The 26,973-nt window shown below is 64.8% G+C and carries 23 protein-coding genes, 1 pseudogene and 1 riboswitch; of the genes and pseudogenes, 9 read left to right on the forward strand and 15 right to left on the reverse strand.

Annotated elements, in window-relative coordinates; translation table 11 throughout:
- Both DL240_RS14555 and DL240_RS14560 read right to left on the reverse strand, forming a co-directional pair.
- Nucleotides 1-1,299 (reverse strand): restriction endonuclease subunit S, encoded by a 1,299-nt coding sequence (locus DL240_RS14555; protein ID WP_111730634.1) that lies wholly within the window; start codon nucleotides 1,297-1,299, stop codon nucleotides 1-3.
- On the reverse strand, nucleotides 1,289-2,791 hold the full coding sequence (locus DL240_RS14560; RefSeq protein WP_111730635.1) for a type I restriction-modification system subunit M: 1,503 nt from the start codon (nucleotides 2,789-2,791) through the stop codon (nucleotides 1,289-1,291). Before DL240_RS14560 ends, DL240_RS14555 begins: the two co-directional genes overlap by 11 nt.
- Nucleotides 2,792-2,947: 156 nt before the next feature.
- On the opposite strand from DL240_RS14560, the gene DL240_RS20290 reads away from it, so the two are divergent.
- From DL240_RS20290 to DL240_RS20295, 5 genes and pseudogenes are all read left to right on the forward strand, one after another.
- Nucleotides 2,948-3,253: a hypothetical protein gene (locus DL240_RS20290; protein ID WP_199589823.1), complete on the forward strand. Its 306-nt coding sequence runs from the start codon at nucleotides 2,948-2,950 to the stop codon at nucleotides 3,251-3,253.
- A 24-nt stretch (nucleotides 3,254-3,277) separates the two neighbouring features.
- Nucleotides 3,278-3,850, forward strand: coding sequence for a DUF6932 family protein (locus tag DL240_RS14570; protein WP_146618318.1), 573 nt, complete (start codon nucleotides 3,278-3,280; stop codon nucleotides 3,848-3,850).
- A complete protein-coding gene (locus DL240_RS14575; protein ID WP_111730637.1) occupies nucleotides 3,847-4,824 on the forward strand; it encodes a hypothetical protein in 978 nt (325 codons plus the stop codon). The genes DL240_RS14570 and DL240_RS14575 overlap by 4 nt, the downstream gene beginning before the upstream one ends.
- A gap of 62 nt (nucleotides 4,825-4,886) precedes the next feature.
- Nucleotides 4,887-5,130: pseudogene (locus DL240_RS20895) on the forward strand (type II toxin-antitoxin system antitoxin DNA ADP-ribosyl glycohydrolase DarG); the annotation flags it as partial.
- A complete protein-coding gene (locus DL240_RS20295) occupies nucleotides 5,120-5,569 on the forward strand; it encodes a hypothetical protein (protein ID WP_199589824.1) in 450 nt (149 codons plus the stop codon). The pseudogene DL240_RS20895 and the gene DL240_RS20295, both read left to right, overlap by 11 nt.
- A gap of 51 nt (nucleotides 5,570-5,620) precedes the next feature.
- Here DL240_RS20295 and DL240_RS14590 read toward each other — a convergent pair whose 3' ends face one another.
- The 3 genes from DL240_RS14590 to DL240_RS14600 form a co-directional block, all read right to left on the reverse strand.
- A complete protein-coding gene (locus tag DL240_RS14590) occupies nucleotides 5,621-6,271 on the reverse strand; it encodes a peroxiredoxin (RefSeq protein ID WP_111730638.1) in 651 nt (216 codons plus the stop codon).
- 240 nt (nucleotides 6,272-6,511) lie between these two features.
- The gene (locus DL240_RS14595; RefSeq protein ID WP_111730639.1) at nucleotides 6,512-7,678 is read right to left on the reverse strand and encodes a hypothetical protein; all 1,167 of its coding nucleotides are present in this window, start codon (nucleotides 7,676-7,678) and stop codon (nucleotides 6,512-6,514) included.
- A gap of 1 nt (nucleotide 7,679) precedes the next feature.
- Nucleotides 7,680-8,876: a hypothetical protein gene (locus DL240_RS14600; RefSeq protein ID WP_158542599.1), complete on the reverse strand. Its 1,197-nt coding sequence runs from the start codon at nucleotides 8,874-8,876 to the stop codon at nucleotides 7,680-7,682.
- An 874-nt stretch (nucleotides 8,877-9,750) separates the two neighbouring features.
- Here DL240_RS14600 and DL240_RS20055 point away from each other — a divergent pair.
- Both DL240_RS20055 and DL240_RS20300 read left to right on the forward strand, forming a co-directional pair.
- Nucleotides 9,751-10,566 carry a hypothetical protein gene (locus DL240_RS20055; protein WP_158542600.1) on the forward strand — a complete coding sequence of 272 codons (816 nt, stop codon included), beginning with the start codon at nucleotides 9,751-9,753 and terminating at the stop codon, nucleotides 10,564-10,566.
- Nucleotides 10,567-10,692: 126 nt separating this feature from the next.
- Nucleotides 10,693-11,223 (forward strand): hypothetical protein, encoded by a 531-nt coding sequence (locus tag DL240_RS20300; RefSeq protein WP_199589825.1) that lies wholly within the window; start codon nucleotides 10,693-10,695, stop codon nucleotides 11,221-11,223.
- Here the strand turns inward: DL240_RS20300 and DL240_RS14615 are convergent.
- The 6 genes from DL240_RS14615 to DL240_RS14650 all read right to left on the reverse strand — a co-directional run bounded on the left by DL240_RS14615 (nucleotide 11,163) and on the right by DL240_RS14650 (nucleotide 19,203).
- Nucleotides 11,163-11,804, reverse strand: coding sequence for a TenA family protein (locus DL240_RS14615; protein ID WP_111730641.1), 642 nt, complete (start codon nucleotides 11,802-11,804; stop codon nucleotides 11,163-11,165). The genes DL240_RS20300 and DL240_RS14615 overlap by 61 nt on opposite strands.
- Nucleotides 11,801-12,532 (reverse strand): class I SAM-dependent DNA methyltransferase, encoded by a 732-nt coding sequence (locus DL240_RS14620; protein WP_199589826.1) that lies wholly within the window; start codon nucleotides 12,530-12,532, stop codon nucleotides 11,801-11,803. The genes DL240_RS14615 and DL240_RS14620 overlap by 4 nt, the downstream gene beginning before the upstream one ends.
- A 99-nt stretch (nucleotides 12,533-12,631) precedes the next feature.
- Nucleotides 12,632-12,731, reverse strand: a riboswitch (TPP riboswitch).
- Nucleotides 12,732-13,166: 435 nt separating this feature from the next.
- Nucleotides 13,167-15,620 carry a fibrinogen-like YCDxxxxGGGW domain-containing protein gene (locus DL240_RS14625; RefSeq protein WP_146618320.1) on the reverse strand — a complete coding sequence of 818 codons (2,454 nt, stop codon included), beginning with the start codon at nucleotides 15,618-15,620 and terminating at the stop codon, nucleotides 13,167-13,169.
- A 461-nt stretch (nucleotides 15,621-16,081) separates the two neighbouring features.
- Nucleotides 16,082-17,236, reverse strand: coding sequence for a hypothetical protein (locus DL240_RS14630; RefSeq protein WP_158542601.1), 1,155 nt, complete (start codon nucleotides 17,234-17,236; stop codon nucleotides 16,082-16,084).
- 159 nt (nucleotides 17,237-17,395) lie between these two features.
- Nucleotides 17,396-18,493, reverse strand: a complete 1,098-nt coding sequence (locus DL240_RS20305; RefSeq protein WP_199589827.1) for a hypothetical protein — start codon at nucleotides 18,491-18,493, stop codon at nucleotides 17,396-17,398.
- 203 nt (nucleotides 18,494-18,696) lie between these two features.
- A complete protein-coding gene (locus DL240_RS14650) occupies nucleotides 18,697-19,203 on the reverse strand; it encodes a hypothetical protein (RefSeq protein ID WP_111730645.1) in 507 nt (168 codons plus the stop codon).
- 196 nt (nucleotides 19,204-19,399) lie between these two features.
- On the opposite strand from DL240_RS14650, the gene DL240_RS14655 reads away from it, so the two are divergent.
- Nucleotides 19,400-20,761: a cytochrome ubiquinol oxidase subunit I gene (locus DL240_RS14655; RefSeq protein WP_111730646.1), complete on the forward strand. Its 1,362-nt coding sequence runs from the start codon at nucleotides 19,400-19,402 to the stop codon at nucleotides 20,759-20,761.
- 9 nt (nucleotides 20,762-20,770) lie between these two features.
- A complete protein-coding gene (locus DL240_RS14660) occupies nucleotides 20,771-21,814 on the forward strand; it encodes a cytochrome d ubiquinol oxidase subunit II (RefSeq protein ID WP_199589829.1) in 1,044 nt (347 codons plus the stop codon).
- Nucleotides 21,815-22,010: 196 nt separating this feature from the next.
- Here the strand turns inward: DL240_RS14660 and DL240_RS14665 are convergent, their stop codons facing one another.
- From DL240_RS14665 to DL240_RS14680, 4 genes are all read right to left on the reverse strand, one after another.
- Nucleotides 22,011-22,325 (reverse strand): hypothetical protein, encoded by a 315-nt coding sequence (locus DL240_RS14665; RefSeq protein WP_111730647.1) that lies wholly within the window; start codon nucleotides 22,323-22,325, stop codon nucleotides 22,011-22,013.
- 15 nt (nucleotides 22,326-22,340) lie between these two features.
- On the reverse strand, nucleotides 22,341-23,678 hold the full coding sequence (locus DL240_RS14670; protein WP_111730648.1) for a hypothetical protein: 1,338 nt from the start codon (nucleotides 23,676-23,678) through the stop codon (nucleotides 22,341-22,343).
- 824 nt (nucleotides 23,679-24,502) lie between these two features.
- Nucleotides 24,503-25,825 carry a DUF7282 domain-containing protein gene (locus DL240_RS14675; RefSeq protein ID WP_111730649.1) on the reverse strand — a complete coding sequence of 441 codons (1,323 nt, stop codon included), beginning with the start codon at nucleotides 25,823-25,825 and terminating at the stop codon, nucleotides 24,503-24,505.
- A gap of 245 nt (nucleotides 25,826-26,070) precedes the next feature.
- The gene (locus DL240_RS14680) at nucleotides 26,071-26,952 is read right to left on the reverse strand and encodes a hypothetical protein (protein ID WP_111730650.1); all 882 of its coding nucleotides are present in this window, start codon (nucleotides 26,950-26,952) and stop codon (nucleotides 26,071-26,073) included.
- Between the last annotated feature and the right edge of the window lie 21 nt (nucleotides 26,953-26,973).

Genomic DNA, 26,973 nt, shown 5'->3' on the forward strand with positions numbered 1-26,973 from the left:
TCACTCGGCCAGGGCCTCGGCGGGAGCCTCGGCGTTCAAGAGGGCTGGGAGGTCGAGGGTGTTGACGCGGACCTTTCCGGTGAGGAGGTCTTGGAGGAGGCCGCGTTTGAGTTTTTTTAATTGTGAAAGTTGTAACTCTTCATCTTCGAGAACTCGCTGTAATGCTATTGAACGGGTCGCAATGCTTTGTTGTTCTTCAAGAGTAGGAAATGGAATGAGTTGGTTGGTGATATCGCTTTTGCGAACGTGTAAAAGACTGCTTTTAAAACCGTGGGCCCAGCGTTCAATTTCTGATGTAACAAGCTGGAGTGCTTCAAATAGCCAGGTTTTATCAACATCTTTTGCAGGGTGGACTTTGTAAATGTGTTGATTTAGGACACCTGTTTTACCACGCCAGATGGTGGGTCCAAAAGAAACTCCAGCAACGCCAGCCCATGCAAACAACAACTGGCCAGGCTCAACCAACCATTTGGGTTCAGGCTCGCCGTTGAAGTAGTTGAATTTCTCCGAGCCATTTAGGTTTCCAATTCGAATGATAGGGTAACCTTCATCAGACCAGTCATCTGGTCTAAATCCATGACCATTAGATAAACTACATAGATCGTCGACAGATTTAAGTTTCCACGACCTCGGAATCTCCCCGATCGCCGTCTTCTTGAACTCGGTGTGGCCGATGCCCCGGGTCAGCAGCTCTTGGAGGAGCCCCTTCTTGATCGTGCGGGTCTGCTCGATGACCGCCTCGGTGGCCTCGATGGCCTCGTCGACGCTGGAGAGGATGGCGGCGATTTTCTTTTGTTCGGGGAGGGGGGGAAGAAGAACTGGATGCTCTAAATATGCAGAAACGTTCAGGTTTCGAATGCCGGTGGTTTGTTGTTGATATCCATAAGTTTCTGGCGTGTCCCAAATATTATAAAGGCTCCAAAATAAAAACCGTTGATCAACTTTCTTTGTGTCCGCTCGTAATGTTCTAAAAAAGTTTGAGCAAATGTAAATGCGATCATCAGGCGCATCAAACAAAGCAGGGCGTGCGACTGGTTGATCTGTGCTTCCACCAGATATTTCTAGGATTACATCTTTATGTTGAAGGGTTTTAGTTTTTAGATGTTTGTCAGAAATGAGTCGGGCCGCTGCAGTTGTATAGTCGAGCTTGTTGTTGTTGATTATGTTTGTAGACCGCAATGCAAAGGCGTTTGCGTTGGCAGGATCAGTTGGTGTTTTCCCCCAAGTGCCGGCAAAACAGTCCGTCAGGATTGAATTGATTGGTGTGTAGATCCATCCTTCCGGCCCCTTATTCGCCATAACCCAACTCCTCCAGATACGCGTTCATCTGAGCTTCGGCCGCATCTCGTTTGGCGGTCAACTCCCGCAGCTTCTTCACTTCGGCGTCGACGTCGATGGGGGGTGGGGGCGGGTCGGTCTGCACGTAGCGGGAGAGGTTTAAATTATAGTCGTTGTCGGCGATTTCGCTGAGCTCGACGACTCTGGCGAGGAGTTCTTGATCCTCGTAGTCGTGGACGGCGGTGGCGAGGCGAGCGACGTGGTCGTCGGTGAGGTAGTTCTGGGTTTTGTCTTCGGCGATGTGTTTTTCGCCATTGACGATCAGCACCTTCTCGCGGCGTTGGGGGGCTTTTTGTTTGTTGATGACCACAATGGCGGCGGGGATGCCGGTGCCATAGAACAAATTATTGCCGAGGCCGATGACAGCCTCGATCAGGTCGGCCTGCAGGAGTTTGGTGCGGATCTTACCCTCGGCTCCGCCGCGGAAGAGCACGCCGTGGGGGACGACGACGGCCATGCGCCCGGTGGGTTTGAGGCTGGCGACCATATGCTGAATGAAGGCGAAATCGCCGTAGCTTTTGGGCGGCACGCCGTAGACGTCGCGGCCGAAGGGGTCGCCCTCTTTCCAGACCTTGTTGCCCCAGTTTTTGAGCGAAAAGGGCGGGTTGGCGAGCACCATATCGAATTGCTTAAGGCTGCCGTCGGCCTCGAGGAGTTTGGGGTCGAGGAGGGTGTCGCCACGCATGACGCGGGCGTCGTCGATGTCGTGGAGGAGGAGCGACATCTTGCAGATGGCCCAGGTGTTGAGATTCTTCTCCTGGCCGTAGAGCGAGAGGCTTTTGGGGTTCTGGCCCTGCTCGACCAGGTATTTCCAGCAGACGAGCAGCATGCCGCCAGCGCCGCAGGCCGGGTCGTAGATGGTCATGCCCGGCTCAGGCCGCAGAATCTCCACCATCAAACGCACCACCTGCTTCGGCGTATAAAACTCGCCGCCCTTCTTGCCTGCGTCGTCGGCGAATTGCGCGATCAGGTACTCGTAGGCGTCGCCGAGCATGTTGGCGTCGACCCGCGCGTTGGTCAGGGGCCCGAGCTCCTCAAAATGCGCCATCAGCGCTTCGATGAGGGCGTCGGGGAAGCGCTCTTTGTTGGCAAAGTCCACGTCGGCAAAGACGCCTTTGACCCGGGGGCTGGCGTCCTCAATGGCGCGAAATGCCACGTTGAGGCGCTCGCCAATATCCACCGAACTCTGGCGAATCTCGTGCCAGTGGCTGCCCGGGGGCACATGAAAGCGGTGCTCCTCGGGCATCGCGGCCAGGGTTTTGTTGCCGAACTCGTCGAGGCTCTGGTCGTACTCCTCCTGCCAGACGTCGCAGAGCCGCTTATAAAAGAGCAGCCCGAAGATGTAGTGCTTGTAGTCGGCCGCATCGATGGAGCCGCGCAGGATGTCGGCGGATTTCCAGAGGTGGCGCTCAAGGAGGGGGAGGGTGATGTCGGGGAGTTTGGTATCGGTCATGGGTACGTCCGGAACGACTTGGGTTGTGCGACCTCGTAGCCGTGGGGTCGGCGAGGTGGGGTGGAGCGGGGAGTACAGGTTGTAACGTAGGAGGAGGGGTGGGGGAAGGGGGGAGAGTGATCGGATAGGGGGGGAAACGGGGGTGGGGCTTGGCTGGTGCTGGTGCTCGTGCTCGTGCTCGGCCTCGTGCTCGTGCTCGGTCTCGTGCTCGTGCTCGTGCTCGTGCTCGTGCTCGACCTCGACCTCGGACTCGACCTCGGACTCGTGCTCGTGCTCGTGCTCGTGCTCGTGCTCGGCCTCGACCTCGTGCTCGGACTCGGCCTCGACCTTGGCCTCGACCTCGACCTCGTCGCTCGCCTGGGGGGATGTCAGGGTGTACGTTTCGAACAGGTTGGAAGGAGATGGGGCGGCCCCTTCGAAAACCCACGGATATGGGACGTGTCATTGGCGAGTGCGCCATAACCTTATGAGAAACAAGGTGATTCGATGATCCCTGGGTTCGATGTTCACGGTCTGATTCCGGCGATTCGGCCGGGTGCTGAGGCGCATTCAAACGAGCGTGCACCCTTTCCGACGGATATGTTGACCTTTTGTCAGCGTTTTGGTGGGACTGCGGAACGTCGCCGTATTCTGACGGGTCTGTTGGAGCTGCGGGAAGCGCTGCGAACCCTTGGAATTGTGGAGGGGTACCAGTGGCTCGATGGGAGTTTCGTCGAGGATGTGGAGTTTTTGCAGGGCCGGCCACCGAATGATATCGACGTGGTGACGTTCGCGGTGCTGGGCGATGAAGCTTCGCAGCGGGAGAAATTCGGGGCGAATCCTGAAGTGTTAAACCCGGGCAGTAAGACGCGCTTCAAGGTGGACCACTACATCCTTGCGACAGACTGCATGCTGGATGAGGCGTACGCGCGACGTATCGGCTACTGGCACTCGATGTGGTCCCATCAACGAGAGACCATGCGGCTTAAGGGCTTTGTCTCGGTCAATCTGGCATCGAATGATGAGGAGGCCCTTGTCTGGCTTGGCGCGCAGATTGGTCACGAGGGAGGTGCTATATGAGCCACAACGAGCTGAAATTTTTGCGCACTGAGATCGGTACGCTCACGCGCTTTCTAGAAGATCTCAGCGAAGATAACTTCATTGAGCGAATTCAACTGGAAAGGCGTCTGGCCAATGTCCGGGAGCGTCTGGCGGAGATCGAGCATTTGCCGCAGGCGAAATCTCTGCCCATTACGTTTCGAGGGGCGCCGGTGGAGGGGACGCGCTCGATCGACGCGGGTTTTGGTGCGGCGGCGCTCAAGGCGTTTATTGAAGCGACAGACACGGTCGCGGCGAGCCTGACGTCTGAGGAACTCAAGGACAGCGGGCCCTTGCCGGGGGGACGGGAGCGTTCGTTGCGCATCGTGGACACGGCGTTGGGGTCGTTCGGGTTTGAGCTGGAGTTGCCGCCTCTGGCCCCCGAGGAGGAGCCACCGCAGGGGAGTATCTTGCCTGAGGTACAGGAGCGTCGGGTGGACGCATACGCGCTGGCGATCGAGACCACGTTGGCGTTGATCGACGAGGTGGCGACGTCGTCAGCGAGCGACGAGGCGACGTCGGATGCGGTCGCGGAGATGCATCGCCGGGCGGCGGATAAGGTGCGGGCGTTTGTGAAGGTGCTGGCCGACCACGGCGCGCTCTTCGCGGCGGAGTTCGAAGGGCGGCAGGTACGGCTCAACAGTGATGAAGAGGTGCGGCGCGTGGTCGACGCACTTAACGTCGCGGATATGACGGAGCACGAGGACGAGGTGGAGGGCATGTTGATCGGGGCGCTTCCCGAGTCGCGTGCGTTTGAGTGCAGGTCGGGGGATGGCGCGCTCATCAAAGGCAAAATCGATCGCAGCGTGGCCGATGTGATGGCGTTTAAGGCAGCGTGGGAGAATCGGGAGGCGCTGCTGCGTTTTCGGGTCGTGTCGTCGCGGGGGAAGGAGCGCTACTTTTTAAAGGCAGCGACGGCGTTGCGAGAGGAGAGGGCTGGCGGCGAGGCAGAGTGAGGCTTATACACGCGCACGTATGTTCCCGACCTTCAACGACCGATTTTCCCGTGCAGAAATCCCCCACCATGACTCCCGATCGCGTGTGGCTCGTTCAACTCTTCGAACGCTACCTCGCCGGCTTGATGGATCCCTCCATATTCCCTGCTGGAGCTTCATAAGCTGATGTATTTTGCGCAGGAGGCCGGCGAGCCCCTGCGGTTGAAGTACGTCAAAGGCCACTACGGCCCCTATACCGAAAACTTGAGGCATGTCTTCGCCGCGATCGAAGGCTATATGTTGACCGGCTACGGTGATGGGGGCGACGACCTCGGACTCGGACTCGGACTCGGACTCGGACCTCGGACTCGACCTCGGACTCGTGCTCGACCTCGTGCTCGACCTCGTGCTCGTGCTCGGACTCGGACTCGGACTCGACCTCGACCTCGACCTCGGACTCGACCTCGTGCTCGACCTCGACCTCGACCTCGACCTCGACCTCGGCCTCGACCTCGTGCTCGACCTCGGACTCGGACTCGGACTCGACCTCGGACTCGGACTCGGACTCGACCTCGTGCTCGTGCTCGTGCTCGTGCTCGTGCTGGTGCTCGTGCTCGACCTCGACCTCGACCTCGATCTCGTACTCGTGCTCGTGCTCGTGCTGGTGTACGAGGTCGTGTGCTCGCGGCAAGGGCGTGGGGGGCGTAAGCCTGGGGGGGCGCGCATAAAAAAACGCCGGGGAGTGAATTCCCGGCGTTTTGGGTGAGGCGGATGTGGGGTGCCGGTTCCCCCCGACGGTGTCGGGGGGAGGGCGCGCTTACTTCACGCTGGTCAGGCGCAGGTAGGGGAGCTTGATGTCGATCTTGCCGAAGCGCTCGCGGGCGGCGTCATCGTCGAGGCTCAGCCCCACGATCACGTCTTCGCCGGGCTGCCAGTTGGCCGGGGTGGCCAGGGGCTGGCCGTCGGTGGCCTGGACGGCGTCCAGGGCACGGAGCACCTCGGCGAAGTTGCGGCCGACCGACATCGGGTAGGTCATCGTCAGGCGCACCTTCTTGTCGGGGCCGATGATGAAGAGGGTGCGCACGGTCGCGCTGTCGGCGGCGGTGCGGCCGTCGGGGAGGTAGGCCTCGGCCGGAAGCATGTCGTAGAGCTTGGCGACCTTAAGCGAGGTGTCGTCGATGATGGGGAAGTCGGCCGGCGAGCCGGCAAAGGTCTCGATGTCTTTGACCCATTTGTGGTGCTCTTCGACGCTGTCGACGGAGACGCCCATCACCCTGGTGTTGCGCTTCTTGAACTCCGGGACCAGGCGCGCCACGGCGCCAAACTCGGTGGTGCAGACCGGGGTAAAGTCTTTGGGGTGCGAGAAGATGATCGCGTAGCCATCGCCGATCCATTCATGCAGGGAGAGCTTCCCGGCGGTGGAGTCAGCTTCAAAGTTCGGGGCGATGTCATTGATGCGCAGGCTCATGGTGTGACCTCATACAGAAAGGTGGAAAACATGTTTCGGGCCAGCTCCGGCCCGGTAGTAGCGCCCTGACCCCCAAAAGCAAGGGGGGGATCGGGTGTCGTGGTAAGAGATGCCCCGGGAGGGGGAAAGGTTTCAGAAGAAAAGCTCCGACGTACGAAAAAGCCCCCCTTCGCCATCGCGAAGGGGGGCTTTTGTGGTTTGGGAGCGCTGTGGACCCGGGAGCGGGCCGGAGCTCGGGAGTCAGGGAAGGGGGTTGCTGAGGCAGAAGCCGTTGTTGGGGCTGGTGCAGAAGGCGCCGGCCGGGCAGTCCTCGTCGTTGGTGCAGGGGTAGGAGCAGCCGTAGCGGGCGTTTGCGCCGGAGAACCAGGTGCAGGTGCCGTCGTCGAGGCTCGGGGCGCCGCAGTCGTGGTCGTTGGCGCAGGGGTTGCCAAAGTCCAGGAAGGCCTCGCAGGTGATCTTCTCCTCGCGCACCCCGCAGTAGCGGGTGAGCGGATGGCCCGAGAGGCTGACGCGCTCCAGGTGCATCGGCAAGGGCTTGCTGCAGGAGCGCAGGCTCTCGATGTCCAGGCAGTAGCCGTGGGGGCGGCTCTGGCCGGCGAAGTTCATCGGAACACAGCGCTGGTGGTCCTGGCACTCGATGTCGGCCTGGCAGAGCTCGCAGTCATTCAGGCTGCGGATGGGGGTGGTGGTGCAGAGGTTGGTGCGCGGATCGCAGGAGTTGCCGTTGCAGGCCGAGGAGTCCTCGGGGGTGCACATGATGCAGGTGCCGCTGGCCTGGTCGCAGACCGGGGTGTCGGGTTGGTGGGCGCAGTCCTGGGAGGTGGCGCAGCCCTGGCAGCGTCCCTCGTCGCAGCGGGCGTGGGAGGGGCTGGTGCAGTCGGCGTGGCGTTCGCATTCGATGCATTGGGTCTGGCAGTCGGGGCCGGAGCAGGGGAAGAAGCCCTCGGCGCACTCAAGCGTGCAGCTTCCCTGCACACAGGCGGCGTCGGCGCCCCACTGGGTCGGGCAGCTCTCGCAGCGCTCACCGCAGTGCTCCGGGGAGCCGGAGTCGACGCAGCGCTCGCCACAGCGGTGGGTGCCCGGCGGGCAGACGCAGGCGTTGGAGCTCGGGTCGCAGACGAGCTCCCCGGAGCAGTGGTCGTTGCGCACACAGGCCACGCAGCGTCGCTCTTCGGGGTGGCAGTACTCCTGGCCGCAGATGCCGATGTTCTCGACGCAGTCGCGCTCATCGCCGGTATCGGGGGTGAGCACCTCGCAGGTGCCGGCGCGACATACCTCGTTGTCGAAGCAGTCCTGATCGTCGCTGCAGCTGGTCGCGGAGCGCGAGGAGCAGGCGCTCACCCCGATCACCACCAGGGTGGTGAGGAGGGCGGCGAGGAGGCGGGCTGGGAACGTACGAACCATCATGTCAGTGGGCCCCGCAGAACTGAGTGTCACCGTTGCTGGCGCAGCCATAGGGGAAGTAGCACTGGGGATACTCCAAAGAGGAGTCGCAGGGGATGGTGCAGCGCACACCGGGCTCAAATTCAATGAGCTCGCAGAGGCCGTCATCCAGGCCCGCCACGCCGCAGTCGTCGGCGCTGGTGCAGCTGCGGTTGTAGTCGAGCACGGCCTCGCAGGTGGTCAGCGCTTCGTTGATGCCGCAGACGATCTCGAGCTCCGCGGTGGTGATGCTCTCCTTGATGTCCAACACCATGAAGGGCTCCTGGCAATCGGAGCTGTTGGCGTCGGGGGCGGTGTCGATGCGCAGGCAGTAGGCGGAGTCGCGCGCCAAACCGGCAAAGCTCATGGCGACGCAGATGTGGTCGGGGGCGCACTCATCGTCGGAGCGGCAGCTCTCGCAGCTGCCCCGGCTCTTAAGCTCGGTGGTGGTGCACTCCCGGGTCTGCGGATCGCAGGAGAAGTCGCCGCAGGCCTCGGATTGGCCGGGCAAACACTCTGCGCACATGCCCGTAGCCACATCGCAGATCGCCTTGCCCTCGACGCCGGCGCAATCCTGGTTGGAGGCGCATCCGGTGCAGGCCCCCTGCTGGCAGACCGGCGCCTGCGGGTCGGTGCAATGGGCGTTTTCCAGGCATTCGACGCACTGGCCCGGGGGGCCATCACACCCCTCCTCGCAGGGGTAGTAGCCCGGGACGCAGAGCGCCGAGCAGGTCTGTTGCACACAAACAGGCTCGCCGTTTTCCACCTCCGGGCAGGGCTCACACTGGCTGCCGCAGCTCTCGACGGAGTCCTGGGAGGTGCAGACCCCGCCGCAGCGCACGTAGCCGGCCTGGCAGGTGCAGACGCGCTCGGTGGCGTGACAGACCGCGTACTCGTCGCATTGCTCATCAAGAGTACAGTGCTCGCAGGCGCCGGTGCTCGTGTTGCAGAGCAGCCCCTCGGCGCAGGGCTCCACCCGGCAGTCGCCCGCCTGGGCGTCGTGATCGGCGTCGGGCAGCGAGGTGTCGGTGAGCTGGCAGCGGGCGTTCAGGCAACTCTGATTCGAGTCGCAGTCGGCGCTGCTCTCGCAGGTTTGAGGGCTCTCCGCCTGGCAGCCGACGCCGAGGATGCAGATGGAGGTGAGCAGAGCGAGCGCCAACGAGCGCAATGAGAGGAAGTTCATGGGGGCCTTTGCCGTCGGAAGCGTTAGTACGCCGGGAGCTGTCGTGGATGCCATATCTGCCAGGTCGATGGCAACGCGGACCGAGCGCCCCGGGACGACGCTGCGTCGTCGCCGTCAGCGTCGTCCTGAATGTGCTCGGATCTTTGGGTTCGCGTGAACCCCCCACGGCTCGCTCAAATCGCCCCCCATCGCAAAGCGTGGCGCCCCGCAACCACCTGACACCCCGAATCGCCGATCCCCCAGCCCCCATGCGCTTCGACGCCTCGCTTTCATTTTGAAACACACGCGCCGAACCCCTCGAGACCTACGTGCCGGGTTAAACCCGGCCCCCGGAGCCTTCGACGCTCCTTGCGCCGACTCCGCCATACCTGACGAAGCCCTCGACGCGTCATCTGCCAGCTAAACGTACTCCGCGGAGCCCTGGTCGCTTCTCTCGCCGACTCAACCCCACGTGACGAAGCCCTCGACGCGTCTTGCGCCGGCTGAACTCGCCGACCGAGCGCTTCGACGCGGCTTCCAAGGTCGCTGAGACACGCGCCGAATGCTTCGACGCGAGTACCTACGTCGCAGCGAGACGCGCCGAATGCTTCGACGCGAGTACCTACGTCGCAGCGAGACGCGTCGAGGGCTTCGACGGGAGTAGCTGGGCCGCAGCGAGACGCGTCGAGGGCTTCGACGGGAGTAGCTGGGCCGCAGCGAGACGCGTCGAGTGCTTTGTCGTGCCGGGTTCATGTATTGCGCCTTAAAAGTGTTCGGATTAGCGTGGCGTCATTCCAAAACACGCGTCCTCGACGTCGGGGAGAGGCTTCGAATCGGTTGGAGCCACCTAACCGGGGGACCCACAGGCATGCATATGCCTTAAGAGGGGTTAGCTATGGCTAAGATGTCTCGTACAAGCGCGAACAAGAGCGCGATCAGCCGTACCATCAAGAGTTCCGCGGAGGTCAATCAAGAGCGTGCGGGGGCGCGGCTCGATGCGCTGCTTTTTCCGGACGGGGTGCCGCCGAACCTGACCTCCGGTCAGTTTATGGTGGCCATTGCCAACGTCGCGTGTCGCAGCGCCGAGGGTTTTGAGGGGGCGGAGCGTTTTTTGGCCACGGAGCGCGGGGAGGACCGGCGTCGGCGTGTGGTGCGGGACGAGGCGGTGACGGAGCTTCGCCAGGTGCTGATTAAGGTGCGCGGTGCCATCGTCAACTACTGGGGCGAGTATGCGGCGCAGGATGTGGGCTTTGTGGGTAACACGCCGGAGACGCCCGACCACCTGTTGAGCTTCGCCACCAACATTCAGGAAAAGCTCGCGGCGGGTTTTGACGACTACGAGGTCGATATGCCTTCCGACCTGGATCTGGGGCGGCCGGACCCGGCCAGCCTGGCGGCCGCCATCGACACCCGCGCCCGGGGCCTCATCGCCAGCATGGAGGCCTATCAGGTCGAGGAGCGCGAGACCCAGGCCGCGCTCAACGCCCGCGACAAGGCCGACGCGCAGTGGAGCACCCACTACAGCCCGGTGGCCGCGATCATCGAAAACCTCTTTCGCCTGGCCGAGATGCCCGAGCTCGCCGAGCGGGTCCGCCCCACGGCCCGCCGCCGCGCCGGGCTGGTGGAGGAGGCCGACCTGGGGGAGCTGGAGGGAGAGGCGGAGTTTGATGTGGTGGGGGAGGAGGGAGACGCGGAGGTGGTCATGAGTTGAGGATGTGGTGGTGAGTGGAGTGCCGAGCGCCCCGGCGCTCGACGTGTGTCGTATGCAAAACCCCCGGTCGCTGTGGCGGCCGGGGGTTTTTGTGGGTGGGGATAGGGCGATCTGGGGTTAGGGCTCGTGCTGGTGCTCGTGCTGGTGCTCGGGCTGGTGCTGGTGCTGGTGCTCGTGCTCGTTCTCGTTCTCGTGCTCGGGCTGGTGCTCGTGCTCGACCTCGTGCTCGTGCAGGTGCTCGTGCTCGTGCTCGACCTCGACCTCGACCTCGACCTCGACCTCGACCTCGGCCTCGACCTCGTTCTCGTTCTCGTTCTCGTTCTCGGGCTCGTGCTCGTGCTCGTTCTCGTTCTCGTTCTCGTTCTCGTTCTCGGGCTCGTGCTCGTGCTCGTGCTCGTGCTCGTGCTCGTGCTCGTGCTCGACCTCGTTCTCGGGCTCGTGCTCGTTCTCGTGCTCGTGCTCGACCTCGACCTCGACCTCGACCTCGGGCTCGTACTCGTTCTCGTGCTCGTGCTCGTGCTCGACCTCGACCTCGTTCTCGTGCTGGTGCTGGTGCTCGTACTCGTGCTGGTGCTGGTGCTGGTGCTCGGGCAGTTTCACCGCCCTTGCCACAGTCCTTCCCAGAACTCGAGTTCGCAGCGCGCGGCATCTTTGTAGGCGCCCTCGATCGTCATCATCGCGCCCTCGATCGCTGTGCAGCGGTTGAGTTCCGCCTCGAAGATGGGGACCGACTGCTGAAACGCCGCGTCGGTGTAGGTCGCGATCCAGGCGTCGTAATCCGCCGGCCGGTGGGCGTTTTGTGAGTCGAGATCACGGGCGATCTCGGCATAGCCCACCGCGCAGGGGGTCAACGTGGCGACCAGGGTCGGATAGCTCGAACGCGCTGCCTTTAAGGTCGCCAGATACGACGTGGTCGCCCCAAAAGGTGCGGCCTCATCGAGGGCGTTGATGGGCAACCCAAAACGTCTGGCCAGGCCGCGATGCAGCTCAAGCTCGACCTCGCGGGTGAGTCTGGCGAGCTCCCCCCAGAAGTGGCGGGACGACTCGGTGAGCGCCAGCTGGCTCGCGGCGTCCAGCGCCACGACGTAGCCCTGTAGATAGAGCCAGTCCTGGGTGATCCAGCGCCCGAACACCTCGCGGGGGAGGCTGCCGTCGCCGATACCGCGGACGAAGGGGTGGGCCCGGGCCGCCTCAAAGAGCGCGTCGTTCTCCCGGCGCAGTCGACTCGCCAGGCTCATGAGTGCCCCGCGGTCGTTTTGCTGGCGAGCACCCCGACGTAGTCACCGGATTCGTGGCCGTCGCGGGGCATCTCGACCTCTTCGCCGGCGCGTACCGGGTGGGTCGTCAGGGTTTGCGCGGTCTTCTCCACGGTGAATCCCGCGGCCGTGAGTGCCTCGATGCGCTCGGCGGTGGTGTGCCAGGAGGCCGCGCGCACAAAGGGCATCGGATAGGGGCTCTTCGGTGCCACCCCGGCCATCAGCGGATGATCCCAGGTGCCGAGCTCGGCAGCGAGGCAGTAGAGAATGCCAAAGCTGCTCTCCCGCGGCACATCGATGACCATCACATAGCCCCCGGGGCGCAGCGCGTTGAAGGCGCGCTCAAAGACCCCCTGCAGATCGTTGACGTAGGAGCTCGACCCGTTGAACACCAGCATATCAAAGAGCTCCTGGCCAAAATCCCCTTCTTCGGCGGTGCCGATCGTGACCTCCATGCCCCGGGTCCGGGCGATGGCGGCCATGCCCTCGGCGGGCTCAATGCCGTCGGTCACCACGATATCGAAGTCGCGCTTGAGGACGGCCTCAAAGAGCCCGGTGCCGCATCCCACAGAGAGTACCCGCGCCGGTTTCGGCTCGGGCCAGAGGTGCGCAAGAAGGCGGACCTCGCTCTCTAAGAGGGGCTGGTTCTCGGAAAACCAGGCGTCGTAGTCGTTGGCAAAGAGGTCGAAGCCGTTGGCGTCGCTCATCATGGGGCGCTCCACTCGAGATCCGGCCATGGCGAGGAGGCAGCAGCGACGATGGATCGGGCCCCCCCCGCGCGCATCGAATGCACGTGTAAAGAGGCCAGACGACGACGTCCTGAGCTTTCCTACGCCGGCATGATCCGGTTCAGGTTCAAGGGATATCTCTCAGCTCGCCCACCACGGGCGAACACTCCCAGCTCGAGGGGGGAGCGCTATCATCGGGGGGAGTGGCCGGTCAAGCCGGTGCCGAGCGCCCCAGGACGACGCTGACTGCGTCGATAGGGATACGCGGTAGCGTTGCTACAGCTTCATCCCTATCTCCTTGTCAGCGCCGCCCTGGATACGCGGTAGCGTTGCTACAGCTTCATCCCTATCTCCTTGTCAGCGCCGCCCTGGATACGCGGTAGCGTTGCTACAGCTTCATCCCTATCTCCTTGTCAGCGCCGCCCTGGATACGCGGTAGCGTTGCTACAGCTTCATCCCTATCTCCTTGTCAGCGCCGCCCTGGATACGCGGTAGCGTTGCTACAGCTTCATCCCTATCTCCTTGTCAGCGCCGCCCTGGATACGCTCGGATCTTTGGGTTCGCGTGCCCCCCCCCAAGGCCCACACGAATCGATCGACATCGCGAACCCGGGAGCTCAGGGCTGCTTATCGCCCACCTGGCAGATGAAGCGGCTGGAGGTGAAGCCCTGGCCGGGGAGGTCGTTGTAGCCTTCGACGGTGTTGTCGGCATACCAGGAGTAGCCCATGGAGCCTGCGGTGGTGTTATCGCCGTTGGGCTCGGCGATGTTGGTGCGCGTGCCGATAAAGAAGGGGCCGTCGTCGCTGGCGCTCCAGTCGCAGTCGGCGCTGGAGGAGTTGAAGGGGGTGCGGATGCAGGTGGCGCCGTCGAAGTCGGGGTAGATGCCGAAGATGCGGGCGTAGTGGATGTTGGCATCGGGGCCGACATCGGGATTGCGGGCCAGGGTGAGGGTGGTGGCCAGGTGGGCCGGGGAGCGGGGGATGTGCAGCTGCATGTTGTGCTGGGCGCAGAGGGCCTCGGCCTCGGGGGCGTAGACGTTGGTGTCCGGGGCGATTTTGAGGAAGGTGTAGCCGCCGCCGTCGCTGGTCATGTCGCAGAAGACCTGGAGGTTTTTGAGCGGGCCGTTGCCGTCGCGGTCGATCAGGTATTCGCCATCGGGCAGGCCGGGGGTGTCGGTGAGCAGGTCAAGGCAGCTTGCGGGGATGTCGCAGGTGGAGTCGGCAGAGCAGGTGAAGCCGCCGCAGTCGGCGTCGCTTGCGCATTGCTCGCCAGTGGAGCAGGGAGCGCAGGAGCCGCCGCAGTCGAGGTCGCTCTCATCGCTGTCCTGGATCCCGTTGCCGCAGTGGTCAGGCCGGCAGACGCCGAGATAACAGTCGGAGGAGGCGCAGTCGTCATCCACGCGGCAGCTCGCCCCGCTCTGGCAGGAGGTCGCGCAGGAGCCGCCGCAGTCGGTATCGCTCTCATCGCCGCTTTGCCGGCCGTCGAAGCAGGTGGTCTCCCGGCTCCAGATATGCCAGGCGCCGGTGGTCATTTCCTGCACGGAGCCGCATTTGGGCCTGTTATCATCTTTGCCCCAGTCGGTGCCGTCGGTCTGGTCGGAGTCCATGCCGCGGTCATCGAAGTCGACGGTGAAGTCGTCCGTACTTTCGCAGCGGTCTTCCCCTTCCATAAAGCCCTGGGCGTAGGCGTCGGTGTCGGATTTGAACTCGCCGGTGAGGTTGTTTCGGCGATTCCAGGGGCCGGTGTAGCCCGCCCCCTGATTCTCTTCGAAGCAGGAGTCGGCGTCGGTGCCGGTGGTGACGGTCTGGTACCAGGAGACGTCGTAGAAGGAGAGGTCGACGTCGAAGGTCGCGCCCTGAGAGGCGGCCGCGTCGACTTTGCAGGTAAAGCGCATATCGCCGGTGGTATCGACCACCGAGCGCAGGCCATTCCAGATGCCAGTCTGGGCGCTGGTCGGGTCGAGGGTGCTCAGGTCGGCGTAGTAGGCGGATGCCTCGTCGTTGAGAGCTGTCTGGAAGGTGGAGGCGACGAGCGTCCAGCCGCCGCCGTCGGTGGTCATGTCGCAGTAGACGTCTTCGAGGGTGCCGTCCTCATCGGGGTCGATGCTGTAGACGCCGCTGGTGGTGGTGCCGCCGAGCAAAAGATCGAGGCAGCTGACGGGGTTGGGGGCGCAGCTCAAACCGTAGGCACAGTGGCCGGAGACGCAGTCGCTGTGGGTGGTGCAGGTCGCGCCGTCTTCGCAGGCTGTGCAGTTGGTGCCGCCGCAGTCCACGTCGCTCTCGTCCTGGTTGAGGATGCCGTCGTCGCAGGTGGCGAGCTGGCAGGCGTTGGTGCAGGCGTCGTCGTCGATGTCGTTGGCGTCGTCGCAGGCTTCGACGCCCTCCTCAATGATGCCGTCGCCGCAGGAGGCGGCCACGCAGGTGGAGAGGCAGGCGTCGGTGTCGATGTCGTTGCCGTCGTCGCAGGCTTCGCCATTCTGCAGGATGCCATCGCCACAGGTGGGGAGGGCGCAGGCGTTGGTGCAGGCGTCGTCGTCGATGGCGTTGCCGTCGTCGCAGCCTTCGCCGGGCTGCACGATGCCGTCGCCGCAGGTGGGGAGCTCGCAGGTGTTGGTGCAGGCGTCGTCGTCGATGGCGTTGCCGTCGTCGCAGGCTTCGCCAGCGCTTGCGTTGACTACGCCATCACCACATTGGGCGGCGGTGCAGTCGTCGTTGCAAGTTTCGGATTCGCCGGCGTCGTCGCAGGCTTCTCCAGCGCTTGCGTTGACCTCGCCATCGCCGCAGGTGGCGGCGGTGCAGTCGTCGTTGCAGGTCTCGGACTCGCCAGCGTCGTCGCAGGCTTCGCCATCGTGGACGATGCCGTCGCCGCAGGTCGGCTGGGCGCAGAGGCCTTCGGTGGGATGGCAGAAGGCGCTGTTGCACTGGGCGTCAAGCTCGCAGGCCGCGCCATCGTCACGGAGGGTTTCGGTGGGGGTGGTGTCGGCGTCGCCGCAGGCGCTCAAGGCGGCGAGTACGGCCAGGAGGAGGGTAGCGAAATGCGAGCGGGCAGAAAGAGCGGGGCGCAAGACCATCAAGATCCTCTGGAGCAGGGGGGGGCGTGCGTGGTGTGTGAACGTTACGTTTTTTCGCATAAACGAGGTGAGAGGGTCAAACGATGAGGTGGCGTCGCGAGGGGGAGCGATTGACAGGGGTATGCGTCGGGGTCGGATGGGTGGATGGAAACTTTCACGTTCGATTCATGAGACCCAGCGAACATTTCTCGGCTTTGCTCGTGAGGCCCATTTTTTAATTTTTGAGCGTAATATCAATCCGCAGCATCGTTTGTTGACGGGGGAGAATCAGCGGGTGCTTGAGCCGGCGGAGTAATGGACGGGCTTTCTGGATGGTGGCAGAAGGCGTTTGAGATGCGGCTTCTCCCCCGGCGGCGTTTATATCGCCAGAGCCCCCATCAAGGGCGCTCACACCGCCGATAGCGCTTCAACACAAAAAAGGGCCCCTCGGGGCCCTTTTTTGTTGCGACATGACGCCTATCTCAATCGATGCAGTACCCCATCTCGGCGTGGCATTTGCCCTCCACGCAGGCGCCACCCTGGGCGCATTCGGCGTCGGTGGTGCAGGAGGTGCGCAGGCAGGTGTTCTCCGCCGAGCAGGAGAAGTTGTCGGGGCAGTCGCCATTCTCGCAGGCGATCGCTTTGCAGTGGCCGTCTGCGGCGCAGAACTCGGCCTCGGCGCAGATGCTGTCGTCGGTGCAGCGGGGCAGGCAGTAGCGGCCAATGCCGTCGCAGGCGCAGCGGGTCGTTTCGGCGCGGCGGCAGACCTCGTTGGTGCCGCAGTCGGTGTCGTCGCCGCAGCCCCTCATCTGACCGGCGGGCACGCAGGTGCGGGGCGCGCAGTAGGTGTAGCGCTCATGCTGGACGGGCGTCAGGCAGGTGCTGCTCTCAAGCGCGAAGCAGTCTTCCTGACTGTTGCACATGCCCAGATCGTAGGTGGTGGCGGGCAGGGTCAGGTCGAAGTCAAAGCCGTTGAGACACCATTGGGTCTCGCCATCGGAGTCGAGCAGGTGCAGGACCAGGTCGCTGATTCGGCCGGTGACCGAAGCCCCGGCGCGGATGCCGATCGCGCTGAGCGTCAGCTCGCCAGCGGCGGTGTAGAAGTAGTTTTCGCAGGTGTAGGGGGTGGGGTTGGCGTCGGGGGCGCAGCCGGTCCATCCGTTGACAAAGGCGTTGATCGGCACGTCCTGCTCGGGGGTGCTCATCACGAAGGGGTCGTAGTCGGCCAGGTCGGTGCTGCTGCCCTGGGGCCAGTAGATGACCAGGCCGCGGGTTTTGCCGTTCTCGTCGGGCTCGCCGCGGAAGATGGCGTTGATGCCGTTGTGGTCATAGCGCGCAAACTCAAGGGTGCGAGGGCCAAATCCGCTTAAGTCGCAGCCGGGCACGGGGTCGTCATCCCCGACCTCGGGAGTGGTGTCGGCGTCAGGAGTGGTGTCGGCGTCGGGGGTGGTGTCGGCGTCGGGAGTGGTGTCGGCGTCGGGGGTGGTGTCGGCGTCGGGGGTGGAGCCCGTGTCCGTGTCAACCACTCCGGTGTCTGGCGAGGTGTCGGTGTCACCATCGTCGGAGGAGCAGGCCAGGGGGCTGGCGAGCATCATCAGCAGGAGGAGGCCGAGGGTCTGGCGAGTGAACATGTGCATGGTTGGAACCTGTGTGATGTGGGTTTGAGCGGAGGCGAGATGACGACACGCCGACCTTCATCAACCTGCTTCAAGCGCAGGGGGGCGAAGGGTAGGCGTCGATCAAAAGACCCGGCTGCGTGGGCGGCAGCCGGGCTTTTCGGTGTTGAGAAGCGAGGATCAGAACTGGGAGGCGCAGGCGCCAAAGCCCTCATAGCAGCGGCCTTCGACGCAGCGTCCGCCCTCACAGTCGACATCGATCATGCAGGTGGTGCGCTCACAGATGTTGTCGATGGTGCAGGCGTAATGGGCGGGGCAGTCGGGGTTGGCACCGAGGCCCTGGCAGGGGATCGGGCCGCAGTGGCCATCGTCGCCGCAGGCTTCGCCGGCTTCGCAGTCCATGTCTTCAACGCAGCGGGGCTGGCAGATGGGCATGTCCGCGCTGCAGGCGCATTCGTGCATCGGCGCGCGCTGGCAGACGCCGCCGGCGCCGCAGGACTCATCGTTCAGGCAGAAGGTCAGCTCGGAGTTACAGCTCTGCGGCGGGCACATCGCAAAACGCCGGGCCTCCTCCGGATCAAAGCAGGCGCTGCCGTTGCAGTCCGCGTCGGCACGGCACTCGCCAGAGGCGGGCACGTTGGAGACGACGCCAAGATCGAAGTCGAAGGCGTCGATGCACCAGCTCGTCTCACCCTCGGAGTCCGGCACATCCATCACCAGGTCGGAGAGCTCGCCGGTGAGGTACTCGCCAGTGAGCGTGCCCAGGGCGCTGAGGGTGAGGTTGCCCGACTGATTGAAATACGAGACCTCGCAGCTGTTGATCGAGGGGAGTACGCCGGGGGTGCAGCCGGTGTAGCCGACCACGACGATGGCGTTGGCGCGGCCGCTGACAAAGGGGCTCAGCACGTAGGGGTTGTAGTCGGCCACGTCGCTGCTGGCCTCGTAGCCAAAGTTCCAACGGATGGTCAGGCCACGGGATTTGCCCTCGCCATCGGCTTCCCCCAGGAAGGACGCCAGGAGCGAGGGGCCGAAGGTGACGGTGGCATCCTCCAGGGTGAGGGCGTCAAAACCCTTCTGCGGGCAGCTCGGGGTGTCGTCGGCGTCGGGGGAGGTGTCGGCGTCGGGGGTGGTGTCGGCGTCGGGGGTGGAGTCGGCGTCGGTGTCGACCGCCCCGGTGTCGGGAGTGGTGGTGTCGCCATCGTCGGAGGAGCAGGCCAGGGGGGCGGCGAGCATCATCATCAGGAGGAGAGCGAGGGAGTGGTGTGGGAACGTGCGCATGGGGATGAACCTATCTGTTAAACGTTTTGGGGTGTTGTGTGTGACATTTTGTATCGAAGGGGCGCGCGCGGACCATAGTCAATCTGTCTAAAGGGTGGGCGAGGAGGGGCCCGGATCGCACAAGCCCGGCTGCCTCCAGGGCAGCCGGGCTTGTGTGTGCAACAAGAGACGCGGGGCGCCAGGCGCCCCGATCAGGGGGCCTGCTAGGCGGTGGCCGCGCGGCCCAGGCGTTCGCTGGCGCGCACGCGCACGTAGACAAAGGCCGCCGAGAGGCCGAAGGCCAGGTGCACCCCGATGCTCAGCGCGTTTCGGGCCTCGGCGAACCAGGGGTAGAGCCCGGTGAACACGTAGAAATTGAGCACGTAGAGCGCCAGCCCGAAGATCGCGCCGATGCCCAGCGCCACGCCCATGGGGCGGCGCGCGATGATGAAGCCCAGGATCGAGGCGTAGATGAAGGAGAGCGCAAAGTGCACCAGGAGCGCGGTCAGGAGCACGCCGATGGAGAACGCCGCCGGCGGGGGGAGCACGTCGCTGCCCAGCACGATCGCCGAGATCATCTGAAGGGGAGCCCACACGCTCATGCCCATCAAGGGGACGATGGCCAGCTCCAGCACAAGGAAGAGAAGCCCGCCGATGCCACCGGCCCAGAGCGCGGCGGTGGTGTTGAGGCGACCGGAGGAAGGGGCGTTGCTGGCGGATTGGGTTGCCATGGCGACTCCGTAAAGCGGGGGGAATGATGCGCCGGCGTGTTTATAAGAACCGGCCTGCCTACCGGAGAAGCTAAGCAAGGGCGCACAGACTCGAAACGAATGGCCCGCTGAGAGCGCGCCCCACCGGCCTCGTCACCGCGGGGGCGGTGTCTATCCTCCCCCCCGTTGACGCCACTTCATCGGGGGTACACCGCGCATGGAAGATCTCCTCGCTGCACGAAGTCAGATGGCCATGTCTCTGGCCTTTCATATCGTCTTTGCCGTGGTGGGCATGGCCATGCCCCTGTTGATGGTCATCGCCGAGGCCCGGTGGTTGCGCAGCGGCGACCCGATCTACCGGGAGTTGGCCCGGCGCTGGGCCCGGGGCACCGCCATCATCTTTGCGGTGGGGGCGGTCAGCGGGACGGTGCTCTCGTTTGAGCTGGGGTTGCTCTGGCCCACCTTCATGGAGCACGCCGGCCCCCTGGTGGGGATGCCCTTTTCGCTGGAGGGGTTTGCGTTCTTTCTGGAGGCGATCTTTCTGGGCATCTACCTCTACGGCTGGGATCGGGTGGGGCGGCGCGCGCACCTGCTGGCCGGGGTGATGGTGCTGATCAGCGGGACGGCCTCCGGGGTCTTTGTGGTCACGGCCAACGCCTGGATGAACGCGCCGGCCGGGTTTGATCTGGTCGACGGCGCCTTTGTCAACGTGCGGCCCTGGGAGGCGATGTTTAACCCGATGTGGGCGACGCAGTGCGGGCATATGGTGATCGCGGCCTTTCAGTCGGTGGCTTTTGCGGTGGCGGGGATTCACGCGGCGATGCTGCTGCGGGAGGGGGGCAACGCGTTTCATAAAAGGGCGATCGCCATCGCGCTGCCGATCGCCGCGATCGCCGCGCTGGCCCAACCCCTGATGGGCGACCTGCTGGCCAAGGCCACCGCCAAGAACCAGCCCGTCAAACTCGCCGCGATGGAGGGGCAGTTTGAGACGGAGCAGGGCGCCCCGCTGCGCATCTTCGGGCTGCCCGACGAGGAGCGCGAGCAGACCCCCTGGGCGATCGAGATCCCCGGGGCACTGAGCTTTCTGGCCTACGGCGACTTCGACGCCGAGGTCCGGGGGCTCAAGGCCTTCCCGCGCGATGAGTGGCCGCCGGTGGCGATCGTGCACATCGCGTTTCAGATCATGGTCGCGCTGGGGCTGTGGATGATGGCGGTGGGGGTGTTCGGGGTGGGGATGAGCTGGCGAGGGCGGCGCCTCTACACCGCGCGTTGGTACCTGTGGGTGCTGGTGCTCACCGCGCCGATGGGCATGCTGGCGGTGGAGGCCGGCTGGGTGGTCACCGAGGTGGGGCGCCAGCCCTGGGTGATTCAGGGCTACCTGCGCACGGCCGACGCGGTGACCCCGATGCCTCATCTGGTGGTGCCCTTTCTGGTGTTCACGCTCCTCTATCTGGTGCTCTCGGTGATCGTGGTCTACCTGCTCTGGCGCCACGTCTTTCAGAGCCCGACCTCCCGGGAGCTTGAGGCGCTTCAGGCTCCCGAGAGCGCTGCCGATGACCTGAGCGAATCCACCGACTGAGGAGCTGGTATGCCCGAACTGGCCATGATCATCGCCGCGATCATCGTGCTCGCGCTCATTGTCTACCTGCTCACCGGGGGCGCCGATTTTGGCGGGGGGATCTGGTACCTCTTCGCAACTGGCGAGCGAAAGGAGGCGCAGCGCCGGGCCCTGACCCAGGCGATTGCGCCGATCTGGGAGGCGAACCACGTGTGGTTGATCCTGGTGATCGTGCTCCTCTTTGTGTGTTTTCCGAGCGTGTTCGCGGCGATGATGACCGCGCTGCATATTCCCCTGGTGATCATGCTGGTGGGGATCGTGCTGCGGGGCTCGGCCTTTGCGTTTCAGTCCTACTCGGCGGGGGCCCAGGGGCTGGAGCGGAGCTCGGCGCGGGTCTTTGCCATCGCCAGCGTGAGCTCCCCGCTCTTGCTGGGGGTGTGCGTGGGGGCGATTGCCACCGGGGAGATCCGGGTGCTAGAGAACGGGGTGGTCGACACCAACTTTGTCTCGGAGTGGCTCAGCCCCTTTCCCTTTGCGATCGGCGCGCTCACGCTGGTGCTCTGCGCCTTTTTAGCCGCGGTGTACATGACGGTGGAGGCTCCGGGGGAGGCGCTCAAGGAGGACTTTCGGCGTCGGGCGCTGTGGAGCGCGCTGGCCACCGGGGTGTGCGCCTTTGTGGCGGGTCTGCTCGCGATACGCGATGCCCCGCTGATCTGGGAGGGGCTCACCGGGGCAGGTTGGTCGCTGCTCTTTCAGTTGATCACGGGCCTGGCGGCGCTCCTGGCCATCGGGGCGCTGTGGACGCGGCGCTACCGCCTGGCCCGGGTGGCCGCCGGCGCCCAGGTGGCGCTGATCATGATGGGCTGGGCGCTGGCGCAGTTTCCCTACCTGATCTACCCGGACTTTCGCATCCTGGAGTCGGCCGCCGAGCCCGCGGTGCTGCGCCCGGTGCTCATTGCCCTGGCGGCCGGCTCGGTGCTGCTGGTTCCCTCCTTTCTCTACCTCTACGCGATCTTCAAACCCCGGGAGGCGCCCGAGCTCGCCGGCGATGAGGAGCGCGTGAACGAGCCCTGAGCTTTGGGGGCGTGCCGGGCTTCGGCCTGGCTGCCCATCCGCTGGCTTCGAGGGGCCTGCTTCGGGATGATCGCGGAAGTTTTGGGCGCTCAAGGCGCGCAAAAAAAGCCGGGGCACAAGCCCCGGCTTTTTGGGTGATACGAATGGGAGAGGCATCCCCCGACGAGGCGGTGAGGCCGGCGTCGGGGAGAGGAGCTCAGCGGGTGATGACGCGGGTGGCGCCGACCTCCAGGCGCACCCCGGAGCCCTTCAGCTCAGTGGCGGCGGCTTCGGCCGGGGCGGTGCAGTGGATCAGGCGCACGCCGGGGCCGGTGGCCACGCCGCCGGCGGCGCACCACTGCTTCGCCTCCACGGGTAGCTCGTCAGGAGAGGCGTCCACCTCTTCGCCCACTTCGAAATCGGGACCGACATCGGAGTCAACCTTTGCCGAGCCGTCGTCGACGTTGCAGGCCAGGCTCAGCGCCAACGCCAGCATCAGCGCCGGGATGTGGAGTTGCATCATGGGGTTCATGCTCGCCTCCAGGGCTCAGTCGGAGAAGGTCAGGATGCACTCCAACGAGGAGTTGGAGTTGAGCGGGCAGGTGGTGCTGGAATAGTTCAGCAGATGCATCTCGCGGGTGCTGTCTCCCTGGGCGACTCCGGCGATGTATTCGCCTTCGGTGAAGTAGCAGCAGCCCCAGTCGCCGGCGTTGATCACGTGGTCGGCTGAGCCGGCTCCGGCAACACCGTTGGCGTTGCGACTATCGCGCCAGCGGCCGGAGGGTTCGTCGTAGGAGAAGACGTAGGGGCCACGGGAGCCCAGCTCCACGTTGCTGTTGCCCCAGTAGCGCATGGAGATGGTGTAGGTGCAGCCATCGTGGCAGAGATCGTGAAGGCGCTCGGAGGGGATGGGCACCGTTTCACGCCGGCGTTGGTTGCGGATCACCAGGCGAGTGGTGTCGCGTTCGATGTAGCCGGAGCTGACGCTGTTGTCGGGGGCCTTGACGATCTCGAATTCCCGCACGCGCAGGTCGCCCTGCAGGGTGCCGCCGCTCAAGGGCAGGTAGCTGGCCTGAGCCTGGGCCTGCGTGAGGTAGGCGTTGGCCGGGGTGCCGCCGAGGGAGGCGGCATCCAGGTTGGTGGTGTCCACGCTGAAGGTGTTGCCGTTGAGCGTGAGGTGGTCGCCGGCGGTGTAGGACATCTGCCAGGCGCAGGTCCACTGGCTGCCGTCGTAGCTGGGGATCTGGTTGGGAGCGCAGCTCAGATCGCCGAGGGTGGAGCCCAGGGCGTCGCGCACCTGGGCGAGGGTCAGCCCGCCGGAGAGTTCGCCACACTCCCAGCCGGTGCTGGAGCTGACCGGGACCTGGCCCGGGGCGCAGCTGACCGCGGCGGCGGTCTGCTCAAAGACGTCTTCGGCCAGGGCCTCGCGGGTCACCGCGCCGGCGGCGACCTGGTCGGCGACGAGGGCGCGGATGGCCAGGTCGCTGGTGAGGGCGTAGGGCACCGAGTGGAACTGGAAGCGCGGGGTGAGCTCGTCTTCGCCATCGAGGGCAACCCCGATCCAGGTCTGGTCGGCAGCAAAGACCGCGGCGTTGAGGGGGCTGCCCTGCTCGCCAAGGCTCACCGTGTAAAACCCGTTGTCATCGAGCTCCACGCGGATCTCGTCCTGCCAGAGGATCTCGCCAGCGGTCTCGGCGTTGTAGATCGTGAACTGCATGTCGACCATGCCGCTCTTGGGCTCCCCGCTCTCGTCGAGCAGGCGGCCCTGCTGAAGAATCTGCGTTGGCGGCGCGGCGGTGGCGGGGGTGGCGAAGAGGCAGACCGCTCCAAACACGGCAGCACAGGTCAGGGAGAGTGGCTTTTGAGACCACCGGGCGATGTTCATGACGCGCTCCTGGGTTGGCCCGGACTCCGGGCATGAGCCACCGACGGGATGGGGGAGTGTCGGGCGGCGAAAGGGCTGACGAGGGAATGTAATGATTTGCAAAGCCAGAATGCCGCTGAGCTTCTTGAGCTGTCAACGCCGGGTTGGGGGCAGGCCCCAAAAAGGCCCGCAGCCCGCGTTTCGTGTCCCCTGAACGTGGGTTGTTTGAGCGCTCGACCCGGCCCTGAGTCCCCCGAAAGTGGGTTGCTGAAGCGCTCGACACACCTCGCTGCACGAGTGCAGGTGGTGTCGAAGCCCTCGGCGCCTCTTGTCGCCATTCAAGAAGGCGCGTCGAAGCGCTCGACACACCTCGCTGCACGAGTGCAGGTGGTGTCGAAGCCCTCGGCGCCTCTTGTCGCCACTCAAGAAGGCGCGTCGAAGCGCTCGACAGGTGTCTCGTTAGCGAAAGAGGCCGCGACGAAGCCCTTGTCAGGATGGGTTCAACCGGCGCAGGGGTCGCCGAGCACTTCGGCACGCGTGGTTCAGTCGGCGCAAGGGGGGCCGAGCGTGTTGGCGAGGGGGTTCAGTCGGCGCAGGGGTCGCCGAGCACTTCGGCACGCGTGGTTCAGTCGGCGCAAGGGTCGCCGAGCGTGTTGGCGAGGGGGTTCAGTCGGCGCAGGGGTCGCCGAGCGCTTTGGCCAGGAGGTTCAACTCTGGCGGAAGGCGTCGAGCGGCTCGGCGAGTCGGTTTTAAAATGAAAGTGAGGCGTCGGAGCGCAGGGGGGGGAGTGGGAGAGGCATGCCCCCCGACGGGGAGGTAGGGCTGGCGTCGGGGGGCTGGCGAGGTCAGTCCACCTGCACGATCTCTCCGCGCATGTCCGAATGACCGGCCACCGCGCAGCGGTAGCCGGTGAGGTTCACATCGTTGTTCGGCGGGGTTTCCGGGGTGAGGGAGCCGGCCAGGGTAAAGCGCATGACCTGATCCTGCTGCACCCAGGCGATCTCGGCCTCGTCTTCGGGGGCCGGGTCCTGCCCCCGGCCCTGTGCCAGGAGGAGGGTGTCCTGGGCGCGGGTCTGGCCGAGCTCCACCAGGTCGAAGGGGTGGGCGTTGCTGACCAGGTTGACGATCTCGTAGCGCCAGCCCCGCTTCAGCGTCAGCGTGGGGTTAAAGGCGGTGGGGTCGCTGATCATGTCGGTGAACTCGGCGGGCTCGGCGCTCTCAAAGAGGTAGGCGTCGTTGCCGGAGGCCACCATCTCAAAACGCACCGCCGGCGCCGGGTCGGCCGGGTCGGCGTGGGTGACCTCAAAGTCCAGCACAAGGGGCGCACCGCCGGCGTCGGTTTGGAGCGTGTCGATGCTCGCATCGAGTACGCCGTTTTCGTCGACATCCTTAAAGAGGTAGACGTACAGGGTCTCACCCGGGGTGGTGATGGGGCGGCTTAAGGTCAGGGGCAGCGCTTCAAAAAGCCCGGGGGTCAGGGGAGCGGTCGCGAGCGTTTCCTCGTCGGCGTCGGCGATGGCGATGAGTGCGTGGCGAGCACTGCTCACCATGGCGATGCGCACGCGGGTGGAAAATTCGAGGGTCTGGTCGTCGGCCTGGAGGCCGGCCGAGGGGATGCGCACCTCCACCGCCGCGGCGACGGGCTGGCCATCGGCGTCGAGCGCGGGAGGATCGTCGGGGGTGTCGGCGCTGGCATCGTAGCCAAAGACGCCATCTTCCGGGGCCTCGCGATGAAGTCTCGCCAGCAGCCACTCCCCGTCTTCGAGCTCGCGCGTCAGGCTCACGCTCACATCTTGCGAGACGCCCGCTTCGATCGCCACGCTGCCCAGAAGCTCCCCGGCGCTGCTGAGATCTTCGGGAACCTCGAGCGCGTAAATCGCCACCCAGCCGGGCTGTGCAGCGAGCACCTCGGCGATGCGCACCTCATCGCGGACCTCGGTGAGCACCTGGCGCTCGACACGTAAATGATCGTCGGGCTCGGCGTCGACGTCGGGAGCATCGGCATCGGAAGTGTCGGCATCGTGGATGCCGCCATCTTCCTCGCCGCCATCGTTGCTGCCGCCATCCTCCAGGCCGCTGTCGGCCTCCAGAGGCTCCGACGAGGGGGAGGAGCAGGCCAGGGGAGCCAGGACAAGGGGAATCGAGCAGAGCAGAAGGCGCAGCTTCATGAGGGCCTCTCAGGGGGGCCGGCCCGGGGGGAGGGGGGCTGGCGGGTTTACAGGCGTTCCGAAACGTCGTGCGGCGAGGTTATTACGCCGTGAGCTATCGTTGACGCCGTATCTGCGGCGTTGAGAGCACTTCGGGCAGCGTTGCAAAGCCTCGACGATGCTAAAGCATCGCCTTAAGTTTCGCGCCTTGCCCGAGGATCTCTCGGCTTCGCCGCCATCGACGTCAACTTCTGCTCACGACGTCGTTAAGGATGAGAGATGGGCGGCGAGGTTGGCAATCCCTGTTTTGTGGGATGGGGCTGATCGGCCACCAGGGCGGGCTCGTAGACTTGGAAGAGGCGTTTTAGCTGGTCGGCGAAGAGCGTGTCGGTGCCGTCGATATGGCGTCGAATCCAGAAACCCACGGCGGATTTCACGACGTTGCCCTCATAGACCCCGCCGTCAAAACCACGGTTATAGAAGTAGTTGAAGTCGGCCTCGGGCGCGTCGAAAAAGTGGGGATTCATCACGAAGAAGTAGCGCTCGTAGTGGTCGCGGGGCACGCCCTGCGGGCTCTGCATGGCGAGTTGCAGGCGCGTGGCCTCGGCCTGCAGGTACTCCGGGTGCTGCTGGAGGCGCTGGTAGGTGGCCCACAGGGTGGTGGCCAGGGGGCGCACCGCTTTGGTGTAGACCGCGCGGGTCCGGGGGAGCAGGGCCGGGTGGGTGGCCGCGGGCAGCGCCCAGTCGGCCAGGCGGCTCACAAACGCGGGGTTGTAGTGGCCAAAGCTGTCGGTGGCGTCGCGCACCAGCGTGCCCTGGTGGGGGCCGCTCTCAAAGACGGGGAGGTCGGTGTTGGCCAGCAGGGCCTCCACGCTCAAAAAGGTGCGGGCCCGGCAGTAAAAGGTGTAGATGCCGCCGGCCGGGAAGTAGTCGAAGGTCTCGCAGGTATGCCGGGTTTGATCGAAGTGGAGCCAGGCCTGGGTGGCCAGCGCGCGCAGATCGAGGGTGAGGGTGGAAGAGGCGGCGGCCTCGGAGTTCGGCGCTGCCGCGTCGCTGGCGAGTGGGTTGGAGGCGCAGGCAGCGGCCCCGAGGAGCAGGCCGAGCAGGGCGGTCGGGACGAGGAGGCGGCGGGGCGGCAGGGCGGACATGGGCATCTCAAACATCGGTGG

This window comes from Lujinxingia litoralis (assembly GCF_003260125.1).
Lineage (GTDB): Bacteria > Myxococcota_A > Bradymonadia > Bradymonadales > Bradymonadaceae > Lujinxingia > Lujinxingia litoralis.